The sequence below is a fragment of the Acinetobacter modestus genome, from assembly GCF_014636095.1.
Classification (GTDB): domain Bacteria; phylum Pseudomonadota; class Gammaproteobacteria; order Pseudomonadales; family Moraxellaceae; genus Acinetobacter; species Acinetobacter modestus.
Genome location: NZ_BMDV01000004.1, coordinates 298,665 through 319,026 on the forward strand (window position 1 = coordinate 298,665; position 20,362 = coordinate 319,026).

26 protein-coding genes are annotated in these 20,362 nt (G+C 37.0%); 16 read left to right on the forward strand and 10 right to left on the reverse strand.

Features of this window, described 5'->3' with window-relative positions:
• Positions 1-24: 24 nt before the first annotated feature.
• The 4 genes from IEV17_RS11590 to IEV17_RS11605 all read right to left on the reverse strand — a co-directional run bounded on the left by IEV17_RS11590 (position 25) and on the right by IEV17_RS11605 (position 3,745).
• Entirely contained in the window at positions 25-864 is an 840-nt protein-coding gene (locus IEV17_RS11590) for a symmetrical bis(5'-nucleosyl)-tetraphosphatase (RefSeq protein WP_004664902.1), read from the reverse strand.
• Entirely contained in the window at positions 864-1,676 is an 813-nt protein-coding gene (gene rsmA / locus IEV17_RS11595; RefSeq protein ID WP_004664904.1) for a 16S rRNA (adenine(1518)-N(6)/adenine(1519)-N(6))-dimethyltransferase RsmA, read from the reverse strand. Before rsmA ends, IEV17_RS11590 begins: the two co-directional genes overlap by 1 nt.
• 32 nt (positions 1,677-1,708) lie before the next feature.
• A complete protein-coding gene (gene pdxA, locus IEV17_RS11600) occupies positions 1,709-2,677 on the reverse strand; it encodes a 4-hydroxythreonine-4-phosphate dehydrogenase PdxA (protein WP_004664906.1) in 969 nt (322 codons plus the stop codon).
• Positions 2,678-3,121: 444 nt separating this feature from the next.
• Complete coding sequence (locus tag IEV17_RS11605) at positions 3,122-3,745, reverse strand: hypothetical protein (protein WP_004664908.1); 624 nt, start codon at positions 3,743-3,745, stop codon at positions 3,122-3,124.
• Positions 3,746-4,008: 263 nt separating this feature from the next.
• Between IEV17_RS11605 and rplM the strand changes: the two genes are divergently transcribed.
• The 9 genes from rplM to IEV17_RS11650 all read left to right on the forward strand — a co-directional run bounded on the left by rplM (position 4,009) and on the right by IEV17_RS11650 (position 9,582).
• Positions 4,009-4,437: a 50S ribosomal protein L13 gene (gene rplM, locus IEV17_RS11610; RefSeq protein WP_004664909.1), complete on the forward strand. Its 429-nt coding sequence runs from the start codon at positions 4,009-4,011 to the stop codon at positions 4,435-4,437.
• Between the two features lie 12 nt (positions 4,438-4,449).
• The gene (gene rpsI, locus IEV17_RS11615) at positions 4,450-4,836 is read left to right on the forward strand and encodes a 30S ribosomal protein S9 (RefSeq protein WP_004640839.1); all 387 of its coding nucleotides are present in this window, start codon (positions 4,450-4,452) and stop codon (positions 4,834-4,836) included.
• Positions 4,837-4,969: 133 nt separating this feature from the next.
• Positions 4,970-5,629 (forward strand): glutathione S-transferase N-terminal domain-containing protein, encoded by a 660-nt coding sequence (locus IEV17_RS11620; protein ID WP_004664911.1) that lies wholly within the window; start codon positions 4,970-4,972, stop codon positions 5,627-5,629.
• 11 nt (positions 5,630-5,640) lie between these two features.
• Positions 5,641-6,066 carry a ClpXP protease specificity-enhancing factor gene (locus tag IEV17_RS11625; protein WP_004664913.1) on the forward strand — a complete coding sequence of 142 codons (426 nt, stop codon included), beginning with the start codon at positions 5,641-5,643 and terminating at the stop codon, positions 6,064-6,066.
• Positions 6,067-6,083: 17 nt separating this feature from the next.
• On the forward strand, positions 6,084-6,731 hold the full coding sequence (locus IEV17_RS11630; protein WP_004664915.1) for a hypothetical protein: 648 nt from the start codon (positions 6,084-6,086) through the stop codon (positions 6,729-6,731).
• Between the two features lie 381 nt (positions 6,732-7,112).
• Entirely contained in the window at positions 7,113-7,472 is a 360-nt protein-coding gene (locus tag IEV17_RS11635; RefSeq protein WP_004652550.1) for a roadblock/LC7 domain-containing protein, read from the forward strand.
• Positions 7,473-7,619: 147 nt separating this feature from the next.
• Positions 7,620-8,579 carry a hypothetical protein gene (locus IEV17_RS11640; protein ID WP_004664918.1) on the forward strand — a complete coding sequence of 320 codons (960 nt, stop codon included), beginning with the start codon at positions 7,620-7,622 and terminating at the stop codon, positions 8,577-8,579.
• A gap of 8 nt (positions 8,580-8,587) precedes the next feature.
• Entirely contained in the window at positions 8,588-9,130 is a 543-nt protein-coding gene (locus IEV17_RS11645) for a GTP-binding protein (RefSeq protein WP_004664920.1), read from the forward strand.
• 32 nt (positions 9,131-9,162) lie between these two features.
• On the forward strand, positions 9,163-9,582 hold the full coding sequence (locus IEV17_RS11650) for a roadblock/LC7 domain-containing protein (protein ID WP_004664921.1): 420 nt from the start codon (positions 9,163-9,165) through the stop codon (positions 9,580-9,582).
• A 149-nt stretch (positions 9,583-9,731) separates the two neighbouring features.
• Here the strand turns inward: IEV17_RS11650 and IEV17_RS11655 are convergent, their stop codons facing one another.
• On the reverse strand, positions 9,732-10,583 hold the full coding sequence (locus IEV17_RS11655) for a PHP domain-containing protein (RefSeq protein WP_004664923.1): 852 nt from the start codon (positions 10,581-10,583) through the stop codon (positions 9,732-9,734).
• Positions 10,584-10,628: 45 nt separating this feature from the next.
• Here IEV17_RS11655 and IEV17_RS11660 point away from each other — a divergent pair, with 45 nt between their 5' ends.
• Genes IEV17_RS11660 through mnmC form a run of 4 tightly spaced genes read left to right on the forward strand, consistent with a single transcriptional unit; the run spans position 10,629 to position 13,951 of the window.
• On the forward strand, positions 10,629-11,240 hold the full coding sequence (locus tag IEV17_RS11660) for a septation protein IspZ (RefSeq protein WP_004664925.1): 612 nt from the start codon (positions 10,629-10,631) through the stop codon (positions 11,238-11,240).
• Between the two features lie 24 nt (positions 11,241-11,264).
• Complete coding sequence (locus tag IEV17_RS11665) at positions 11,265-11,567, forward strand: YciI family protein (RefSeq protein WP_004664926.1); 303 nt, start codon at positions 11,265-11,267, stop codon at positions 11,565-11,567.
• A 3-nt stretch (positions 11,568-11,570) separates the two neighbouring features.
• Entirely contained in the window at positions 11,571-12,023 is a 453-nt protein-coding gene (locus tag IEV17_RS11670) for an SH3 domain-containing protein (RefSeq protein ID WP_004664928.1), read from the forward strand.
• Between the two features lie 17 nt (positions 12,024-12,040).
• Positions 12,041-13,951 (forward strand): bifunctional tRNA (5-methylaminomethyl-2-thiouridine)(34)-methyltransferase MnmC2/FAD-dependent 5-carboxymethylaminomethyl-2-thiouridine(34) oxidoreductase MnmC1, encoded by a 1,911-nt coding sequence (gene mnmC, locus IEV17_RS11675; RefSeq protein WP_004664930.1) that lies wholly within the window; start codon positions 12,041-12,043, stop codon positions 13,949-13,951.
• Between the two features lie 69 nt (positions 13,952-14,020).
• Here the strand turns inward: mnmC and IEV17_RS11680 are convergent, their stop codons facing one another.
• Positions 14,021-14,335 (reverse strand): rhodanese-like domain-containing protein, encoded by a 315-nt coding sequence (locus tag IEV17_RS11680; protein ID WP_004664933.1) that lies wholly within the window; start codon positions 14,333-14,335, stop codon positions 14,021-14,023.
• Positions 14,336-14,425: 90 nt separating this feature from the next.
• Here IEV17_RS11680 and IEV17_RS11685 point away from each other — a divergent pair, with 90 nt between their 5' ends.
• Positions 14,426-14,914, forward strand: a complete 489-nt coding sequence (locus tag IEV17_RS11685) for a YajQ family cyclic di-GMP-binding protein (protein WP_004655922.1) — start codon at positions 14,426-14,428, stop codon at positions 14,912-14,914.
• 14 nt (positions 14,915-14,928) lie between these two features.
• On the forward strand, positions 14,929-15,423 hold the full coding sequence (locus IEV17_RS11690) for a DUF4442 domain-containing protein (protein ID WP_004664935.1): 495 nt from the start codon (positions 14,929-14,931) through the stop codon (positions 15,421-15,423).
• A 48-nt stretch (positions 15,424-15,471) separates the two neighbouring features.
• Here IEV17_RS11690 and IEV17_RS11695 read toward each other — a convergent pair whose 3' ends face one another.
• The 3 genes from IEV17_RS11695 to IEV17_RS11705 are packed head-to-tail and all read right to left on the reverse strand — an operon-like array spanning position 15,472 to position 17,221.
• Positions 15,472-15,885, reverse strand: coding sequence for an acyl-CoA thioesterase (locus IEV17_RS11695; RefSeq protein WP_004664936.1), 414 nt, complete (start codon positions 15,883-15,885; stop codon positions 15,472-15,474).
• Between the two features lies 1 nt (position 15,886).
• Positions 15,887-16,324, reverse strand: coding sequence for a thioredoxin TrxC (trxC, locus tag IEV17_RS11700; RefSeq protein WP_004664937.1), 438 nt, complete (start codon positions 16,322-16,324; stop codon positions 15,887-15,889).
• The gene (locus IEV17_RS11705) at positions 16,325-17,221 is read right to left on the reverse strand and encodes an alpha/beta hydrolase (RefSeq protein ID WP_004664939.1); all 897 of its coding nucleotides are present in this window, start codon (positions 17,219-17,221) and stop codon (positions 16,325-16,327) included.
• Positions 17,222-17,344: 123 nt separating this feature from the next.
• On the opposite strand from IEV17_RS11705, the gene IEV17_RS11710 reads away from it, so the two are divergent.
• Positions 17,345-17,680 carry a protein tyrosine phosphatase family protein gene (locus IEV17_RS11710; protein WP_004664941.1) on the forward strand — a complete coding sequence of 112 codons (336 nt, stop codon included), beginning with the start codon at positions 17,345-17,347 and terminating at the stop codon, positions 17,678-17,680.
• 278 nt (positions 17,681-17,958) lie between these two features.
• Here the strand turns inward: IEV17_RS11710 and IEV17_RS11715 are convergent, their stop codons facing one another.
• Entirely contained in the window at positions 17,959-19,986 is a 2,028-nt protein-coding gene (locus tag IEV17_RS11715; RefSeq protein WP_004664942.1) for an Ig-like domain-containing protein, read from the reverse strand.
• Positions 19,987-20,362: the final 376 nt, after the last annotated feature.

Below are 20,362 nucleotides of genomic sequence, written 5' to 3' on the forward strand. Positions count from 1 at the left end.
CATTTAAAAGAGATCACTAACTGATCAAGCTAAAGGATTATCCACCGCAAACATGTGTTGATCTTCCAAACGGAACGCTATCAACTGCTGTCCCCAAACACAGCCACCATCGACATTTTGGATTTTCGGGCTAATGGTTTTGCCCTGCAACGCCGCCCAATGTCCAAAGATCAGTTGGTGGGTTTGGGTTGCTTGGCTTTCAAACTCAAACCAAGGCTGAAAACCAACTGGCATCGGTGCGTCTAACGCATCTTTAAATTCAAATTCAAGTCGCCCTTCTGCATCGGTTAAACGTATACGAGTTAGATAGTTGGTGATACAACGTAAACGTGCTGAGCCTGTTAAATCATCCGACCACAAATCAGGCTGAGCACCATACATTTCAACCAAGAATGCATCTAAAACAGATAAATCCTCATGCCCTACCGCGTATTGAACTTCCTGAGCAAGCGCAATGGTTTTTTGTGCATCCCAAATACATGGAACACCTGCATGAGTAATCAGCGTTTGATCATTGGGAGATAAACTCAATGGCTGCTTCCGCAGCCAATCAATCAATTCATCACCATCAATCGCATCAATCACTTCTTGAGTACGATCTTTATCTTTAACTTTTTTAAAACCGCGAGCACAAGCAATGAGGGTCAGATCATGATTGCCTAGTACAGTTGCCGCAGCACCACGATCCGCCAGCTTCTTGATAAAACGTAATGCACCGACCGAATTTTCGCCACGTGCAACCAAATCACCCGCAAACCATAAAAAGTCTTGATCTGGATCAAAGCGAATTTCTTTCAATAACGCTTTCAGCGCTTCAAAACAACCTTGTACATCACCAATGACATAGTTATAGCGTTTAGACATTAAGATACCATCTGATCAGAAAGTGCGACAAAATCAGCCAAGGTCAGCGTTTCTGGACGTGCCATTGGATCTACACCCGCTTTCTCAAAGCCATCTTCCACCAACATACCTTTTAAGCTATTACGTAAGGTCTTACGACGTTGGGTAAACACATGCCCCACTAACCGCGCTAATGCTTTCTCATTTTTGGCTACGATCGGTTTAATATCATAGGGTTCTAAACGAAATACGGCTGATGTCACTTTTGGTGGCGGATTAAATGAACCTGGTGGCACTTCAAATAAGAAAGTCGGTTTACAGTAATACTGGATCATCACCGATAAACGACCATATTCTTTAGTATTTGGCGTTGCCGTAATACGATCAACCACTTCTTTCTGCAACATGAAATGCATGTCTTTGACTTTGTCACCAAACTCCAAGAGGTGGAACAACAAAGGCGTAGAAATGTTATAGGGTAAATTTCCAACCACACGTAGTGGACGACCGTCTTGGAACAATTGCGTGAAATCATATTTTAAAGCATCAGCTTCAATAATGGTCAGACGTTCAGGATGTGGCACACGTCCCGGTAAGCCGGCAGCCAAATCACGATCCAGCTCAACCACGGTCAACGCATCACACTCGCCAATTAAAGGTGAAGTCAATGCGGCTAAACCCGGTCCGATTTCGACAATGTTTTCGCCCGCACGCGGATTCACTGAACGTACAATTTTGGCAATCACACGTTGATCATGTAAAAAGTTTTGACCAAAACGTTTCCGAGCCTGATGCCCTTCATCTTTAGGGTTTAGGGCATTAATTTGATACATAATAATTCCAACGTGAATAATTTACTCGCCCATTACTGACGGGCTAAATCAAGTGCTAAATCCACTGCAACATGCAAACTTGATGCTTTTGCCTGTCCAGTGCCTGCAAGAGAAAGTGCTGTACCATGATCGACCGAAGTTCGAATAAATGGCAAGCCTAATGTAATGTTTACTGCTTCACCAAAGCCTTGTGATTTTAACACAGGTAAACCTTGATCGTGATACATTGCTAAAACAGCATCTGCATCTTTTAGATTTTCTGGGGTAAATAAGGTATCTGCAGGCAAACAAAGACTCATCCCTATCCCTTGTGCACGATAGCTTTCTAGCACTGGATTAATCACGTCGATTTCTTCTCGACCTAAATAACCATCTTCACCTGCATGTGGATTTAAGCCACAGACTAGAATACGTGGTTGTGCGATTTTAAATTTGCTTTTTAAGTCTTGAATCAGAATATCAATCACTTGATGCAAACGCTCTTTAGTAATCGCATCAGGTACGTCCCGCAAGGGTAAGTGTGTCGTCGCTAAGGCAACCCTTAATGTTTTCGTTGCCAGCATCATTACCACACGATCAATACCTGCAAACTCTTGGTAAAACTCAGTATGTCCGCTAAATAGAATACCTGCATCATTAATAATCGACTTTTGCACTGGCGCTGTAGCAACCCCTACACTCCGCCCCGACATCGCATAGTCAGCTGAACGACGCAATTGCTCTAACACATAAGCAGCATTGGCTGAATCTAACTGACCTAGAATAACAGGTTTTGCTAAAGGCACATGCTCAACGAAAAGCTGCCCTGCTAAACTCGACTTTTTCTCACCTTGAAATGGAATAAGTTCAACATCAATATTTAACTGTTTGGCGCGCTGCTGCAACATTTGGATATCAGCCAAAATAACGATCGGTCGCTCATCAACACGGTTTGCTAGACTTAGACAAATATCTGGTCCAATTCCGGCTGGCTCGCCAGAAGTGACATACAAAGGCAGCATGACTCACCAATTCCAATTTAAGCATTACATTATAGTTTACCGAAAGTTTTTTATTTAGAAAGTTTTTGCAAATGTATACCCATAAGATTGGCTAAACATCCAATAGATAGACCAACACCAATAAAAAACAATCCACTAAACATATAAGCAAAAGTTTTTTAAAAAAATATGAAGTGAAAATTTACAAACTGATGAACAACAAATAAAATAAATTAATTTTTATAAATAAATACAGCGACATACGCTATAAAAATAGAATTTAAATACGAATCAAGAAAATCAATCGAAATAACATCAGAGCGATTAGATGCCACGCCATAACGCTGATGAAACACTTGAAATGATTATCCATCAAATTCTATTCTCTCTCAGCACGCCCCTCCTACATAAGAGGCAACCAAGAACGAAAGAGAATAAAATTAAATAGTGAACAATTTAAAACTTCTAAGGCTTTTTCGCTTTAGGCAGATTTTCAGGCACTAGATTAGAAGGCACAAATTCAACTTGACGAGTCCACGGGTTAATTTTTGGTTGTACCTTTTTCTCAGGTTGAACAACCGCTGTCTCTTCTTTCTTTTCTACCGCAACAACCACAGCACTACTCGGCTTCTCTATAAATGGATTTGCAATCGGCTCTTTTTTCTCTGTAGGTTGCTGTACGAGTTGTGGTTCTTTCTTCTCTGGTAATGGAGCTGTATTTACTGGATGAGAAGTATAAGGAGAAGCGATAGCACCTTGTTTTACTACCGTCTGCGATGATTGTTGATGCACAGGAGCATTTGCTTGCACTGAAGAACTTGAGGATTGCGCCAAGGGATTCGTTTGATCATCTGGTATTTCAATCGGTTTCATTTCAGCCGTGACCATCATTGCTGGATCAACATGCTCACCACGACTTTCCAAAACCTCAACTTTACGACTCGTACCTTCTTTGGGCTGAAATTCAGAATAATTGGTTACACTGCCCTGATCGACCCATTTGTAGAGGCGTCGTGCATTCGCTTGTGTAGAACAAGCTATTACGCAAATAGCGACTACAATAATGTTTGTAGAAAACGACAATTTCATCAAATTCCCCAAAAGAAGAGGTAAATACTTCTACTTATTTCAAATAATTAATTCAAAAATGATAGGTCAAATACCACCGCCTCTCAAGCCAAAAAATGTAGCTCAAAATTAACGGCGATATAGTTACAAAATCAGTCACATTGCAGCAAAATATGACATTAACAATGAATTGTTCTTGTGTGATTTTATAAATTCATATAGAATTCGGTCTCCTTTTGTTTGGGCGATTCCTTGCTCAAACCAACTATAATAGGTAGTGGTTAATGAAAACTCTCAGCGCTAAGCCTGCTGAAGTTCAACACGACTGGTATGTTGTTGATGCTTCTGGCAAAACTTTAGGTCGCCTTGCGACTGAAATCGCTCGTCGTTTACGCGGTAAGCACAAAACTTCTTATACTCCTCACGTTGACACTGGTGACTACATCGTTGTGATCAATGCTGAACACGTTCAAGTGACTGGTAATAAATCACTTGATAAGAAATACTATCGCCATACTGGTTTCCCTGGTGGTATCCGTGAGACTAACTTTGAAAAGTTAATCGCTCACAAACCTGAAGCAGTTTTAGAAAAAGCTGTTAAAGGTATGTTACCAAAAGGTCCTCTTGGTTATGCAATGATCAAAAAAATGAAAGTGTACGCTGGTAGCGAGCATCCTCATACTGCTCAACAGCCACAAGTTTTGGACATCTAAGGGATACAGCACATGGCTACTAACTATGGTACAGGTCGCCGTAAGACCGCAACTGCACGTGTTTTCTTATCAGCTGGTACAGGCAAACTCGTAATCAACAATCGTACTTTAGAGCAATATTTCGGTCGTGAAACTGCTCGTATGGTTGTACGTCAGCCTTTAGAGCTTTTAGAAGTTACTGAAAAATTTGACCTTTACATCACTGTTAAAGGTGGTGGTATTGGTGGTCAAGCTGGCGCTATCCGTCACGGTATTACTCGTGCATTGATCGCTGCTGACGAAACTTTAAAACCTGCTCTTCGTCAAGCTGGTTTCGTTACTCGTGATGCTCGTGAAGTTGAACGTAAGAAACTTGGTTTACGTAAAGCTCGTAAACGTCCTCAATTCTCTAAACGTTAATCGTTTTACGAATTGGACAAAAAACCTCGGATTTATCCGAGGTTTTTTTATTTATATAGATCTACATATTTCTAAGATGCTTTTCTTATATTTTTTTAGTATGCTAAACCGTTTACTTGATTAGCTTTGTGATATGTCATCTGTTGAAACGACCCCAGTTCAGGGCATTACACTTTATAGTCATGCTGATGATTTCCGTTCACACTGGATTCGTTTTTTACTCGCTGAAAAGCAGATTAAATATCATCTGATTATCACCGATCATGAAGATGAAGATTTAGCTGATCTCAACCCCTACAATCAACTTCCTATGTTGATTGAACAAAATCTAAAACTTTTTTCACCAAATATCATTAGTGAATATTTGGATGATCGCTATCGTCAAAATAAGCTTTATGCGGATGCTCCAATGGCCAGAGCGGAACAACGTCAATATATTTGGCGTTTTGAACAAGATTGGTTCAAGCTTGCAGATCAAATGCTTAGACATACCGATACCCTGAACCCACAAGAAAAACAAAAAGCCCAGAAAGAACTTAGAGATACGCTTATTTCACTTACCCCATTATTCCAACATTTTCCTTTTTTTATGTCTGAGACGTTTTCAATCTTAGATTGTATGCTCGCACCAATTTTTCTCAGATTAAAAAGTATGGGAATTGAACTTCCATCACAACATTGCCGACCTATTTTTTTATATTGTCATCGTGTTTTCAGTCGCCCATCTTTCATTAAATCAATGACAGCTCAAGAAAAAAACAGCTACAATGATTTAATTCCTATGATTAAATAAGCTTGTAAATTATGTCAGATCAATTAAATGTTACGCCCACACGCCCTTATCTTGCACGTGCCATTTATGAATGGATTTGTGATAACCAATTGACGCCTTATTTACTCGTTGATGCAACACAACAACACACAGATGTTCCTCAACAATTTGTAAAAGATGGACAAATCGTTTTAAATCTAGCACCACATGCAATCCATCAATTTCATATGGATAATGATGCTATTTCATTTTCAGCTCGTTTCGGTGGGGTTGCAAAAGATATTTATGTACCTATTCGCGCTGTTTTAGGGCTCTATGCTAGAGAAAATGGACAAGGTTTATTTTTTGATCCAAGCGAATATGGCGATATTCAAGAGACTATCGAAACTCCAATAGAAGATAAAAAGCAAGAAGCCGAACCGAATAAGAAAAAACCTTCTCTCAGGATTCTAGATTAAAAGCGAGGAAATGCACGATGGCATTTGACTTAGTTCAATACTTTTCTGAACAAATTAAAATTCAAAAACCACAGCTCTTTGAGCAATACTCATCAAAAGAAAGACTTTATTTTATTGATGAAGTGAATATGCTTGCTCTTGGACAGTTGATCAGTCTGTGGAAAAAAGATAATCAAAAACTTTATCAGGAAATAAAAGCATCTGATCCCCTTTATATCCAAGGAATAGCTAGACATCTTACAACCTCTGCATATAATCAATCCGCTTTAAGCGCTTCTGAGTTAGAGTCAAGTATTTCAGAAATACTCACTTTACAATTCGCAGAATTAAATCAATTAGACCAAACAGGTAGCTTTGGTCAAACAGGTTTAAGTGAGCTTCTCTTGGGTCAAATAGAACATCTATCTGGGCAAGCAGAAGATTGGGTTTGGTCAACCAACCAACTCACTGAACTTTTAGGTTCAAAACCAGTCATACAGCAAGAAGTTTCTCTAGAAACAACGATACAGGAATTTAATCAAATGGTACATCAAGCACAACATACTGAAGAAATTTCAACTCCAGAACCAACTACACCGACATGGTCTTTTATTATTGCACCTGTAACAGCACTTATTATTTTATTATTTTTATATTGCAGCTACATTCAGCTGACGACTATTTAAGCATATTAAAAAATGATAAAGAAAGTATATTACTTTCTTTATCAAACATTTACAGATATTTAAATCATACTAAAATAAAAAGATCTATATAATTATAAAGATTTACATTTATTTACAATCAAAAAAATAATTTAAATCACCTTGTATTTGTGACAAAAATCACTTTTTTTTAAAAAAAGATACTTTTATATACAATTTTGATTTATTTTTTTGACAAAAACTGTCATTTATTACCAATTCTATTATTTTAAGTGTGTTTAAGTATTATTGATTTAATAAAAGAGTTTCCTATAATGATATCAACTGCTTTTGAAAAATAATCTAAAACAAAAGCAGGGAATATAAATTCATAAACAAAGATGCATAAGTAGAGATAATATCATGGCTAAAATTTCACTAGAAAGCTTGACAAATATTGATGGTTTTGTAGCAGCGGCATTAGTAGACACTGAAAGTGGCTTAGCGCTTGCTACTCAAGGCGGGGGCGCACTTGACTTAGAATTAGCAGCAGCAGGTAACACTGAAGTGATTCGCGCAAAACGTCGTGTTGCAAACTCACTCAAACTTAATGATGATATTGAAGATATTCTAATTACACTTGGTAAAGCATATCACTTAATTCGACCATTAGAGAGTAACGGAAATTTATTTCTTTATCTTGTATTAGATCGTAGCAAATCAAACTTAGCAATGGCACGCCACGAATTAAAAACGTTTGAAAAAGAATTAGACTTTGCTTAATTAAAATCTTAAGATTTTTTAAAAATTAGACTTCTTATATTTATTTTAATTATAAAAATTAGAATTATATAAGGGGTCTATTATTATTCTTAAGTAAAAGTATAATTTCGTGCAGTCCAATATTTTATAAAACATTAAAGTGATACTATGAATGGACATTGCATTAATATCGCAATTTCAGGTATAAGTTTAAAAGTTTCAGATGAACTAAAAATAGAACTTAGAAAAACAATACCTAATGAGTTTGGCATCAACTGGATCAATATTTCAGACCCAAATCTCGATTTATTATTAATAAATGAAAACTTTTTTGATACTGAAGGTATCCAACGTATTATTCAACAAAAACAACTACCATGTTTAAAAATTTCTAAGGGGCAAGGTTCTTGCCAAATCGAGGAGGACAACACACTCTACCTCCCCTTTCAACAAACGGATGCCTTAAAGAATTGGATACAGATTAGATTACTGAGTTATATTTCTAATCAACAACCTAAAAATGATTCTCTATCTAATCATAACGCTGTAAGTGAAAAGTTTTTAAAGGATATGCTAAACCCTGAAAATGCTCGTCTTCATCTTTTTGATGATCATGGGACTTTAGCGATTATTGATACGCGTAGTCAGATTGCATGGTTAGAACCAACTCGCATACACACGCAAACCAATCATAGCTTTAAATATGAATTTGCAACCACTTTTGATTTCACAAAAGTTTCTCGTAAAGTTGAATATGACTTACAGGATTGGTTATGGAATTTATTTTGGCATTCTTTAGAGTTTCAAAGACTTGCGCCGAATGAAAATGAATATTTTAAAATTGAACATTGGCCTCAACCTAGTCGAAGTGCGGATCGAAAAATTACACTTTTGCTTTCAGCATGTTTTATACAAGGAGCCCAACTTTCACAAGTCGCAACGCAATTAAAAATCCCAATTCAAACGGTTCAACAATTTATTGCTGCCTGCATCATTTCAAATAATGGAGACATTATTCCAGCAACAGAAAGTCATTATTTGAAATCAGAAGCAGCCGAACAGCCTGTTGAAGAACACAACTTTTTTAATAAATTTTTCGGCAAAATTAGACGCCGATTTGGGCTTTAAGGAATTATATGATTTTACAACAATATAAGATTGTATTTGCTGGAAGTATGGGTGCTGGAAAAACTGAAGCGATAAGATCACTTTCTGAAGTTCCAGTACTCGCAACTGAAGCATTCAATACAGATAGTCAGGCTCATAATAAAATGCAAACTACGGTTGGCATTGATTATGGTGAAATTACCTTAGATGATGGTGTCAAAATCGGACTATATGGCACACCAGGTCAAGCCCGTTTTGATTTTATATGGCCAGTGATTTGCCAAGGTGCTCTTGGTGTTATTATTTTAGTAGATCATAATAGTAAACTCCCACTTGATGAACTTGAGGGATATTTAGATACATTTAAAGACTATACAAAAAATATATCAATTGGTATTACTCATATTGATGAGAACAAAGGTCAACCAACTTCAATTTATAGAGATTGGTTGATTCAAAATGAATATCAATACCCTTTGTTTTTTATCGATGCCCGAAAACAAGAACACATATTGCTGATGGTTGAATCCTTAATTGCAGCCTTGGAAGTCAATCTTAAAGCAACGAACTAAATGACTTAATAACTTTAATAAAGAGAAAAATTATGTTCAGTATCCCAAGCCAACAACGCACTGCGCCAAAAGAACTCATTCAATTAGCAAAAACACAGGCGAATGACATTTTAACGAATATCCGTGGTATTGATTACATTATGCTTTGTTCTACGGATGGCTTTGAATTGGCATCAATCTATAAAAAGAATCCTTATAACAGCACTAAGTTAGCTGCTGTAAGTAGTTCAATTTTAGCGATGGTTAGCGCATTTTTAAATGAAATTCAATTAAATGGATGTCAGAGTATCACGCTTGATGCTGAAAATGGTAAAGCAATCCTGACTTCTATTCCTGCACCACACCATCCGATGGTGATGGTGACATTAAGTAATAAAGATGTTCTTTTAGGACAATTACTTTATAGCTTAAAACAGGCTAGTGCAGCGATTATGGATGCAGATCAAGCTTAATTTTTCTTCTAAAAAATCTGAAAGTGAGACGCACTTTCAGATTTTTATATTTAAATCTAAAATAGTCTTAAAATAATGCTTAGTATGTCAATAAAAATATTTTATCCTAGTCCTTTATGTATAAGTAATTAAGAATATATATCTCTATTTTATCTAAAACTTTCCCAAATACCTATCTGCCCTTCTTTCACTCTAGGTGTGTTACCCAGTTTAATCCACGGCATATTTTCACCATGAAAATCACTACCAATCGAAACAGCCAAATCAAACTGCTGAATCATTCGATCCACCATTTGACGTGTTGAGACTGGTTCTACACTCGGAGGAAGTTCAACAGCATCCCCACCCGATTCAGCAAATAATTCAATCAAATAACGGATATTGGTCGCTGATAAATCATATCTGGTTGGATGCGCTAAAACTGCGAAGCCTTGGCTAGCATGGATCACGTCAATCGTTTCTTTCAACCCTAAACCTTCAAATTTCACAAATGCCTTTTTTCCTTCTTTAAGAAAACGGTCAAATGCTTGTTGTGGGCGACTGACAATATTTTTCTCTACTAATGTTTTGGCAATATGAGTACGGGTTACTCGATCTGGATGTCCATCAACCTTGGCAATCACATCAGGGTAAATATCAAAATCAATACATTTCTCTAATAAGCTACAAATCACTTTCGCACGTTCAGCACGGATTTTTTTCTGATTTTCAAGCATTGCTTTTATAGGCGTCTCATCTTGCATATTCAAAGCAACAATATGAACACCATAACTCTTTTTAATATTTGGCCTTGACCATTGACTAGAAACTTCTGTTCCAGAAACTATTTTAATATCATGATCTTGAGCATAGTTTCTAGCACGACTTAAACCATCCATCGTGTCATGATCAGTGACCGCAAGTGTATGTATTTTTAAGTCAACAGCTGCTTGCACCAGTTGCTCAGGAGAGTACGTGCCATCTGAAATGTGGGTATGTGTATGTAAATCGACACCGAACATGGTTTGTATTATGCTATCTGACCTATTTCATCATCGTACTGTAACATGAAAGCGTTGCTCGACTATCTGCCGATTATTATCTTCTTTTATTTTTATAAAACCACTGATCCCAAAGATAGTCATCACCCTTTATTACAGTTGGTTGGTAGTGCAGGAAATACCGATCAAAATCATATTCTTGTTGCAACCTGTGCGCTTTTAATTTCAACGCTTGTTGTTTACGGTTGTTTGTTCTTTTTCCAGAAATTTAAACTGGAAAAAATGCAATGGTTTATTGTTGTCATGTCGGTGATTTTTGGTGGAATCACACTCGTATTCAGTGATGTGACCTACATTAAAATGAAAGCAATCATCATCAATATCGGTATTGGAATAGGTTTTTTAGTTACCCCATTATTCAATAAAGAACGTACCCCGATTATTAAAAAGCTTCTTGGTTCATTACTCGAGTTAAGTCATCAAGGCTGGATGAGATTGAACTTAGCGTGGTGTGGACAATTCTTTTTGCTTGCCGCTTTACATTTTTTCTTTGGATTCGTCTATATGCAAGGCAAATATTGGGGCGAATTCACGGCTTTCGGCGATATTATCGTTTCTATCAGTTACCTTGCTGCTATACTATTTTTCTTAAGAAAGCATTTTAAAACCACCGACTGAATTTTGAATCATTGAGCGACTGCCATGCCTTATTTTGTCCTAACCTGTACTGATCATGAAGGTACCTTAGAAAAACGTTTAGCAATTCGTCCACAACATATTGAACGATTGCAAAAGCTAGATGATGAAGGACGTTTAATTGCTGCTGGCGCTCATCCTAAAGATCCAAACAATCCACAAGCAGGTTTTTTAGGCAGTACGATTATTGTTGAATTTGACACGCGTGAAGCCCTAGATAGCTGGATTCAGGAAGAGCCTTTTTTAAAAGAAGGAATTTACTCAAATATTGACGTAAAGCCTTTCAACAAAGCTTTTCCAAAAGGGTAAATCATGCACTTTGCAGCCAAAAGCTTTTTCGCCTTATGCTTAATGAGTTCATCAGTCTGGGCTGTTGAACCGACACCAGCTGTCACACCAACAACAACTGTTCAAGCTAAACCGAACTCAACAACAGCTTCCACCACTGTTGCCACGGCAACTGCTAAGCCCTTAACTGCTGAACAAATTGCAAAGGCTAAACAGCAACAAGAAGCAAAAGTCAAAGCATTGGTTCAAGATCAAGCCAATCGCTTAAAACAACTTGAAAATGCCAATCTTGAAGCGCTCTCGCAAAATCAAGAATTACAACTCAAAAATGACAATCTTACTGTTCAGATTCAAGTTTTACAAAGTGAGCGCAGTGCTCAAATGTTCTTGTATGGTGCTATGACCATTGCAGTTGGTGTCATTCTAGGTTTCTTTATTGCGAGCTATGTCTACACCAAACGTCGTCGCCAGTGGTAAAAATATAATTTTTATTTATGTCTCACTCATCAAAATTACAAACTGCTGAATTAGATTGGGAAATAGTCGATGACATCGAAATTCCTATTTCTAAGCAATTCGGTGATGTTTACTTTTCTAAAGACAATGGTTTGCTTGAAACCCGACATGTATTTTTAAATGGCAATGATTTAACCGAACGCCTCTCTCAACTACACGATTATCAATATTTCTGTGTAGGTGAAACTGGTTTTGGTACAGGACTCAATATTTTGACTCTGTGGCAACTCTGGCAACAAGTTCGCTTAGATAATCACAGCCATTTACATGTTGTCAGCGTTGAAAAATTTCCATTAAATAAAGCAGATTTGATCCGCGCACTCAATGTTTGGACAGAACTCAAACTTTTAGCAGAAAAATTGATTCAGCAATATCCCTTGCCAATTGCAGGTTGTCATCGCTTAAGTTTTCCTGAAGAACGTTTTAGTATTGATTTATGGCTAGGTGATGCTCAGGATATTTTTCCAACGATCCCTAAAACACAAGCAGTTAACGCATGGTTTTTGGACGGTTTTGCTCCATCTTGTAACCCAGATATGTGGCAAGCAAATGTCTTAGATCACATAGTGCGTTTATCTGATTTTGGAACAACTTTCGCATCTTTTAGTGTCGCAGGCATATTAAAACGTGGGCTTAAACAACACAGCATCCAAATCAGCCGTCCACGAGGTTTTGGTCATAAACGAGAAATGCTCAAAGCTATTTGGCTAAATGCGTCACAAGAAGAAACAGACACCGCCGATTCAAAGCAAGACATAACGATTCAAAATGAATCTGAAATAGCGAGCTCAGCATCTGTACAGCGACATATTGCGATTATTGGCGCAGGAATCGCAGGTTTAAGCTCAGCATGGGCATTTGCTCAACGAGGACATCAAGTTACGATCTACGAGCAAAATGAGCCGCTTTCAGGTGCATCTGGCAATCCACTGGCGTTGCTCAATCCAAAGCTATGCCCAATTGAACAGGCGCATGAACACTTGATGACCTTGAGTTGGCAGCATGCGTTGAATTTTTATCCTCGTTTTAAGGCATTTAGACCGATTCAAGTAGAGCAAATTGCATTAAAAAATGCAGATGAACTGTTAGGACTGGTTGAGCAATATCCGGAAAACGTTTTAACTGCAAATACAACGCTTGAATGCCTTCCTGAAACAGAGCTTTCAAGTCTGACCTTACATGAAGCAGGTGCAGTTTCACCACATAAATTACGTGATGAGATTTTACAACATCCTAATATTCGAATTGAAAAAGCAAAAATTTCTCGATTAGAGTCGACTGATAGCCAAGTTACACTCTGGCATGACCAACAAAAAATTGCCATAACGGATCATGCGATTGTCTGTTGTGCCAAACAAAGTGCTGAACTCTTTGAAAACTATCCTGTCTTAAAACCAATTCGGGGACAAGTCAGCTGGGTTGAGAATAGCCAGCGACCTTTAGCACTGGATCAAGCTTATAGTTATGGTGGCTATTGCATGCAACTGGATGCTTCACAGTTAATTCTTGGTGCATCTTTTTATCCCAATCGGGATGATGCAGAAGTGCTAACTGAAGATCATGTGCATAACTACGAACTTATCCACAGTGTCTTCCCTCAATATGCCAAACAACTTCCTAAGCTAGAGACTTGGCAAGGAAGAGCATCCGTTCGCGCACAAAGTTTAGATTATTTCCCCTTTGTTGGGAAAATACAAAATCTTGATCAAATCTATACTTTTGCTGGTTTAGGATCGAAAGGTTTCTTATTTGCGCCATTATGTAGTGAAATCTTAGCAGCACTAATTTTAGGTGAACTTTGCCCAGTTCCTCAAAGTTTATTGGATAAATTAAATCCTCAAAGATTTCAAAAGAAATTAAAAGCTAAAAAACCTTATTATTCTGGGTAAATTATTATTTTAGTTGTTCATTCTTTAAATTTGCCAAAATACCCAAGTATTTTGGCAAATTTAACTGATCTATGCGCCTTGTTCTAAAGCTAAGCCAGCATCACGTGCTGCACGTGTACCGCCCATCAATACAACATATTCACGAGAATCATCTAAACCGTCTAAAAGCTCTGCTGCGCGTGGCGCTTTACTACCACCACCACATAAAATATAAATCGGCTGATCCGCTGCAACCTGAGTCAAACTATCCGCATTAATTTCAGCAATTGGACGATTCAACGCCCCTTTGACGTGTGCCTCTGCATAAGCTTTGGCATCTCGGACATCCCAAATGACTGCGCCTTCTGGGAACTCAAATGTTGTAATTTCTTGTTTACGGATCATTGTGCACTCCTTTGATGTAAACAACACTTGGCAAATGAAGAAAACACCCTTAGCATCTCAAATATTCTTTCCCTTTGTAAAGGTCTAACCATGCCTTCTTTTGATATTGTTTCTGAATTAGAGTTATTTGAAGTCAATCATGCTGTACAAAATACAGAAAAAGAGATTGCAACACGTTTTGACTTCCGTGGACAAGACGTTTCAATTGAGTTAAATGAAAAAAATAAAGAAATCAAAATCTCAACTGAAAGTGACTTCCAATGCGAACAAGTCTATACCATGCTTGAAAATCACTTCTATAAACGTAAGATTGATGTACAAGCTTTAGATCCACAAAAAGCCACTGCTTCTGGTAAAAATGTGGTCCAAGTGATCAAGCTGAAAGATGGACTTGACTCAGATACCGCAAAAAAAATTAATAAAGCCATTAAAGAAAGTGGTATCAAAGCGCAATCTTCTATCCAAGGAGACAAAATCCGTGTCACAGATAAAAAGCGCGATACATTGCAGCAGGTCATGAACTTTTTACGTGAACAACAATTTGGTCTACCACTTCAATTTAATAATTTCAAAGACTAAGCATTAGGTTCACTATGGCAAAAGATAACCGTCTTTATACGCTGGTTAAAACCACTTCTAAATTTCCAAAAAGTATTCGTAGCACGCTATGGAGTAAAGCTTTTGGTCGTGTTGTTCCTATGGTTGGAACAGCAAATATTCGTTATTTAGAAGTTGATAAAGACCATGTCACTGTGCGTATTGAAAACCAACGTAATATGCAAAATCATATTAAAGGGGTTCACGCAGCAGCAATGGCTTTATTAGCAGAAACTGCAACGGGCTTTTTAACGGGCTTACATATCCCAGATGATCGTATTTTGTTAATTAAATCATTACATGTCGATTATTTAAAAGTTGCGCAAGGCGGTTTAACTGCTACAGCAAGCTTGTCAGCAGACCAAAAAAAGTTTATTGCTGAACATGACAAAGGCGAGTTATTGATTCCTGTGACCGTAATTGACGATTCTGGTAACGAACCAATCCAATGTCAGATGCTTTGGGCTTGGCTACCAAAACGTAAAAAATAGTCTTAGATTTAAAATAAAGCCCAATTAAATTTGGGCTTTATTGTTTTATCAGCTTGCTAAAAAATCTTGCTTAATTTGTTCTGAGATTTGTCTTTTATTACCATTCACATCAACAGCAACAAATGTAAAAACACCTTGAGTAATTCGAATCGGATCCCGTGAATTGTCGTGACTATTCCATACCTCGATTTGCACCTGTACGGAAGTATTGCCGACTTTCAAAATTTTAGTATAGCAACTAATCACATTTCCAACCTTAACAGGCACAAGGAAAGTCATTTCATTAATCGCAATTGTTGCACATCGTCCCTTACTCAAACGCTCAACATGAATCGCTCCTGCGAGATCCATCTGTGAAACAATCCATCCTCCAAATACATCACCGCTCCAGTTTGTATCTGCTGGCATAGCAATATTCTGCAAGGATAAAACCCCTTCTGGATGATTTGAACGTTCAATCATGTTAATGTCCTTGATGTTGCTGTAATTGCTGATTTAACCATTGCTGTAGCTCTGGTGTACGTAATGCACCACTTATTCTGGCCAATTCAGTCGTCTTATTCATTAAGACCAAAGTCGGAATACTGCGGACATTAAATGCAGCACTTAAACGCGGGTTTGCTTCAGTGTCAATTTTAGCAAACACGACGTGAGGATTATGTTTGGCAACCTCAGCAAAATGAGGTGCCATCATTTTACAAGGATTACACCATTCTGCCCAAAGATCGATTAGTACAGGTAAATCTGAATTACTAATGAAATGGCTAAAATTTTGTTCATTTAATTCAATTGGCGATAACGTTAATAATGGTTGATGGCATTGCCCACAGTTTGGATGAACTGCTAATTTTTCTTCAGGTACACGATTTTTTGCACCACAGGATGCACAGACAATTATCATTTACATCACTCCGATATGTTGATGTAAAAATTCTAATTGGGTTGTGACTGCTTTTTCAAACCAAGAACCGTGATAAATATCGAAATGTTTCATTTCCCACTCATGATAGCTTACAAATGGTGCAATATTTGTAGCGGCTTCACGACTAGATTCAATTGGAATCAAAGAATCATGTTTCGCAGCAATAAACAAAACAGGGATATTAATTTTGCGTACAAATTGAATTGGACGATAGCGCATTAAATTAAAAAATACACGTGCAGGAACTTCACCACTCCAATAATAGTCAGGATTTACAATCGAATGATAACCATAATAACTATCGGAGGTCGGTAAAAAGCATAGTTTATGCTGATCCACAACCGGCAAAGTTTTAGGTACTAAGCCCATCTTAGATCCCATGTAATCCTGACTAGAACGCTTCAAAGCCTCTGGATAACGTTGTAATGGGTATAATTTTGCTGTTTCAGCACCATCAACATAAGGCACTTGTACCATCACGGCCTGAATATTTTTAAGGTCAGTGGCTAAACTAAGCGCATATCCACCGCTTAGAGAAGTTCCCCATAAAATAATACGTCGACTATCAATCAATTTGCAATTCGAAGCATATTGAACAATGGTTTTCCAATCATCTAGTTGAGCACCAAGTGAAACCAATTCACGCGGTTTTCCTGTGCTCCCCCCCCAATAGCGATAATCAAATAAAATGACAGCATATCCAGCTTTAGCGAAACGTTGTGCATACTGAACTAATTTAAATTGGCGTAATCCAGCAAATCCATGTGCCATAAGAATTACAGCAGGTTTAATATTGGTCTTTGGTAGGTAGAAATCTGCTGCTATGGTTTCTTCGCCACTAGGAACATACAACGGCTCAACTGTATAGGTGTGCATGCGCGCTCCAATGCTTTATCTTATTACTTATCATCATTTATTTGCTACAGACATTTAAACTCAAGATCAAGCTTAATGCTATGATAGAGCATAAAATGTTTTGTTTATTTTTGGAGTGACAAGATGTCAGAAAATGTTGGTTTTGCAGGTCAAATCGGCCCTGAGCATGTAGATCAAGTTGTCGAAAAAGGCTTCAAATCTATTATTAATAATCGTCCAGACATGGAAGGTGGTTCTGAACAACCTACAAGCGCACAGATTGAAGAATCAGCTCGTAATGCTGGCCTAGATTATGTTTACCAACCAGTTGTTGCAGGTCAAATTACGGAGTTAGATGTTCGCACATTTGCTAATCACTATAACGAACTACCAAAACCTATTTTAATGTTTTGTCGTACAGGTAATCGCTCTAATAATCTATACCAATTAGCGAAGCAGATGGATTTGTTGGATGATTGAATATTTGGAGATATCCAACATAATTTACATAATACTGAATTAAGAAATTAGCAAAAAATAGGCCCTTATTCATATTATGGGTCTATTTGATTTTTCGATTTTAGACAAAGGAGTTAATTTCAGCCAATATAATTAACAATAGATTTAAAGCTTATATCATTTGATATTTCTTTATGAGATTAAAAATACTTTCCTATAAACTGCTGTAAATCAATCCTTCAAAATAAAATGCTCAATCAAGTTGATTGAGCATTTTATTTAAATAAAAAATTTCTAAATTATTTGTAATTACTACAAGTACTAATATCTGTACCGAATGGACTAGTTTGATCTGGTCTCCATTTGCCATCTGTATCATCTACATCAGCCGCTGCAACAGGAGGTACAAAAGATAAAGCCATAGTATTATCTTTGGTTGATACCGTAGTAGATGCATTTAAATTAACACGTAGCCAATTTGAATAATTCTTACCATAACGTACTTTAAAATCAAACTTACCTTGTGAATCAGTAATAAAGGTTGCTTTAGTTCCAAGTGGCGCATTATTCACACTTAGAATAGCAAGGTTACTTGCATACTCATTAGATGGGCACTCAACAAAAGTGGTAATTCGTTTTGGAAGGTTATTCTCATAAATAGTATAATCACGAGACCAACGCCAAATACCTAACCATGACCACATACCATCACTTGTTTGTGCGTAGGTATAATCGCGTACCCAATTAAATTGCCCTTTCATAAAACTTACCAGTTCTAATGAAATACTAATTTTTTGGTTTGGAATTGGATTCCCTGCTGTATCTACAACAGATGCAGAGAAATCTTTATTATAGTATGTATTATTATCTGGATCTGTAGCAACTAAATGGTTTTGTGAAATTGTGATATAGGCAGATTGAGTTGCAACGGTTAATTTCAAAGTTGGTGAATATACTGGTTCTTGTACTTTTGCATCGCCAGCTGAAGCATTAATCTCTACGCCACCACCTAATGTCTGAGCAGCACCAGCAGTATAAATCACTGTTGCACGACCAGCACTATCAGTAATAGCTGTTGGTTGAGAAATCTGTCCCGTTGAAGAAGTATCTTTTATAATATTAAAAGATACTTCTGTATCAGGGATTGGAGAACCATTTTTGTCTTTAACTAAAGCAATAACCTTAGTATTTGCCCCTGGAGCTAAAACACTAGACTCAGACTGTATCGAAATCATAGCAGGTACGCCAGGACTTACTCTTTGAGCAACATAAATAACATTTGTACCAAATGTCGCTGATATCGTAGCTATTGAGGCTACAGCACCTGAGAAAGTAGTAGTAGCATCACCGACCCACATACCATTTTCTTGTCTAATATTAGTAATGGCAACTTGAGGAGTAACTGTGCCATTTGTAGTTGCAAATTTAACAGTTTTTCCACTTAATTCTGCTTGAGTAGCTGCACTTACTTTGAAAGTAAGAAGCTTAGGTATATCAACACCAACTGGGTTTGTATTTGAAGTTAACTGTAATGCATTATTTGCAACATTTGCAGTTAAAACAACAGCATCAGTTGTCAAAATATTTGTAACTGTTTGATTGGAACCTTCAACTGTCAATTTACCAAGTAAACTCAATTTATGATTTGTTGAATTTAAAACAGTAGCATAAGGGACTTTAAAAATAGCACGGCCATTTAGATCTGTTGAAATTACATCTGAAACAGTTTTTCCTGATGCATCAACTAAACTTGCTTTAGCTCCGCTTAATGGTTTACCAACTGCATCCAATCCAATTAATGTAATATTAGCAGTAGCCCCTTCCTCTAATAAATTCATATCTGAAGAAATAGTAATAGCCGTACCATTCACTGGAATAGCTAATTCTTGTTTTGTTTGACCAGATGTTACAACAACAGTAATTGTTCTATTCATTTGTTGATTAAGTGTGGTGTTTACTAAAGACAATGTTGTTTTAGTTAATCCATTCTCATCACTTACAAGATTACTTTTAGTACTTAAACTTGCGCCAGAATTTTCAGCATCTTTAATTTCAATTTTGACATTTGCTTTAGGTATGATACCGCCAGTCTTATCCAATGTTCGAATCGTCAAATCTAAGCTATCTTGACCACCCGCATTGAGGCTACTTTTACTTTGGCCTACAGATAAGAGTTCAGCAGAAATCTGATTTGATGTATTCGTGTTATCTGTATTGGAAGAGCCACTATTTATATTAAAATAGCCCCCCCCTCCACCACCACAACTTGCTAATACTATTGAGATAGCAATTACAGACAACTTTAGAGTAAGCTGTTTTTTATTCATCATCATTCCTTTATATCCCCAATCTAACCTAAAAACAGGATAAGATTTTTAATTATAAAAATATGCCTAATGAAATCACAATCTAGCTTTTATGTAAATATACTTTATCTTCAAGTAAAAAATATAAAAGAGAACTTATTCAAACTATTTTCTTGAAACGAGATTTTTACTAAATTTTAAGATTGAATTTTTTATAACTCGCTGAATTTTGAGATTCAATTCAAAAAATTTGAATTACTTGCTATATATCAATTAGAAATACTGATACTACAACTATATTTCTCCCCTCGATAAAAAACACCCCCTCTGCATTAGCGGAGGGGGTGTTTAGTATTTAAAAGCTGGCGATGACTTACTCTCACATGGCAAACGCCAC

Bases quoted from the DNA above. Each gene is read 5' to 3' on its own strand.
- pdxA (WP_004664906.1), bottom strand. From the start codon at position 2,677: ATGCTGCCTTTGTATGTCACTTCTGGCGAGCCAGCCGGAATTGGACCA.
- IEV17_RS11620 (WP_004664911.1), top strand. From the start codon at position 4,970: ATGTCATCTGTTGAAACGACCCCAGTTCAGGGCATTACACTTTATAGT.
- IEV17_RS11670 (WP_004664928.1), top strand. From the start codon at position 11,571: ATGCACTTTGCAGCCAAAAGCTTTTTCGCCTTATGCTTAATGAGTTCA.
- IEV17_RS11705 (WP_004664939.1), bottom strand. From the start codon at position 17,221: ATGCACACCTATACAGTTGAGCCGTTGTATGTTCCTAGTGGCGAAGAA.
- trxC (WP_004664937.1), bottom strand. From the start codon at position 16,324: ATGATAATTGTCTGTGCATCCTGTGGTGCAAAAAATCGTGTACCTGAA.
- IEV17_RS11660 (WP_004664925.1), top strand. From the start codon at position 10,629: ATGAAAGCGTTGCTCGACTATCTGCCGATTATTATCTTCTTTTATTTT.
- rplM (WP_004664909.1), top strand. From the start codon at position 4,009: ATGAAAACTCTCAGCGCTAAGCCTGCTGAAGTTCAACACGACTGGTAT.
- IEV17_RS11625 (WP_004664913.1), top strand. From the start codon at position 5,641: ATGTCAGATCAATTAAATGTTACGCCCACACGCCCTTATCTTGCACGT.
- IEV17_RS11630 (WP_004664915.1), top strand. From the start codon at position 6,084: ATGGCATTTGACTTAGTTCAATACTTTTCTGAACAAATTAAAATTCAA.
- IEV17_RS11605 (WP_004664908.1), bottom strand. From the start codon at position 3,745: ATGAAATTGTCGTTTTCTACAAACATTATTGTAGTCGCTATTTGCGTA.
- rpsI (WP_004640839.1), top strand. From the start codon at position 4,450: ATGGCTACTAACTATGGTACAGGTCGCCGTAAGACCGCAACTGCACGT.
- mnmC (WP_004664930.1), top strand. From the start codon at position 12,041: ATGTCTCACTCATCAAAATTACAAACTGCTGAATTAGATTGGGAAATA.
- rsmA (WP_004664904.1), bottom strand. From the start codon at position 1,676: ATGTATCAAATTAATGCCCTAAACCCTAAAGATGAAGGGCATCAGGCT.
- IEV17_RS11665 (WP_004664926.1), top strand. From the start codon at position 11,265: ATGCCTTATTTTGTCCTAACCTGTACTGATCATGAAGGTACCTTAGAA.
- IEV17_RS11690 (WP_004664935.1), top strand. From the start codon at position 14,929: ATGGCAAAAGATAACCGTCTTTATACGCTGGTTAAAACCACTTCTAAA.
- IEV17_RS11645 (WP_004664920.1), top strand. From the start codon at position 8,588: ATGATTTTACAACAATATAAGATTGTATTTGCTGGAAGTATGGGTGCT.
- IEV17_RS11655 (WP_004664923.1), bottom strand. From the start codon at position 10,583: ATGTTCGGTGTCGATTTACATACACATACCCACATTTCAGATGGCACG.
- IEV17_RS11685 (WP_004655922.1), top strand. From the start codon at position 14,426: ATGCCTTCTTTTGATATTGTTTCTGAATTAGAGTTATTTGAAGTCAAT.
- IEV17_RS11695 (WP_004664936.1), bottom strand. From the start codon at position 15,885: ATGATTGAACGTTCAAATCATCCAGAAGGGGTTTTATCCTTGCAGAAT.
- IEV17_RS11590 (WP_004664902.1), bottom strand. From the start codon at position 864: ATGTCTAAACGCTATAACTATGTCATTGGTGATGTACAAGGTTGTTTT.
- IEV17_RS11640 (WP_004664918.1), top strand. From the start codon at position 7,620: ATGAATGGACATTGCATTAATATCGCAATTTCAGGTATAAGTTTAAAA.
- IEV17_RS11715 (WP_004664942.1), bottom strand. From the start codon at position 19,986: ATGAATAAAAAACAGCTTACTCTAAAGTTGTCTGTAATTGCTATCTCA.
- IEV17_RS11635 (WP_004652550.1), top strand. From the start codon at position 7,113: ATGGCTAAAATTTCACTAGAAAGCTTGACAAATATTGATGGTTTTGTA.
- IEV17_RS11680 (WP_004664933.1), bottom strand. From the start codon at position 14,335: ATGATCCGTAAACAAGAAATTACAACATTTGAGTTCCCAGAAGGCGCA.
- IEV17_RS11650 (WP_004664921.1), top strand. From the start codon at position 9,163: ATGTTCAGTATCCCAAGCCAACAACGCACTGCGCCAAAAGAACTCATT.
- IEV17_RS11710 (WP_004664941.1), top strand. From the start codon at position 17,345: ATGTCAGAAAATGTTGGTTTTGCAGGTCAAATCGGCCCTGAGCATGTA.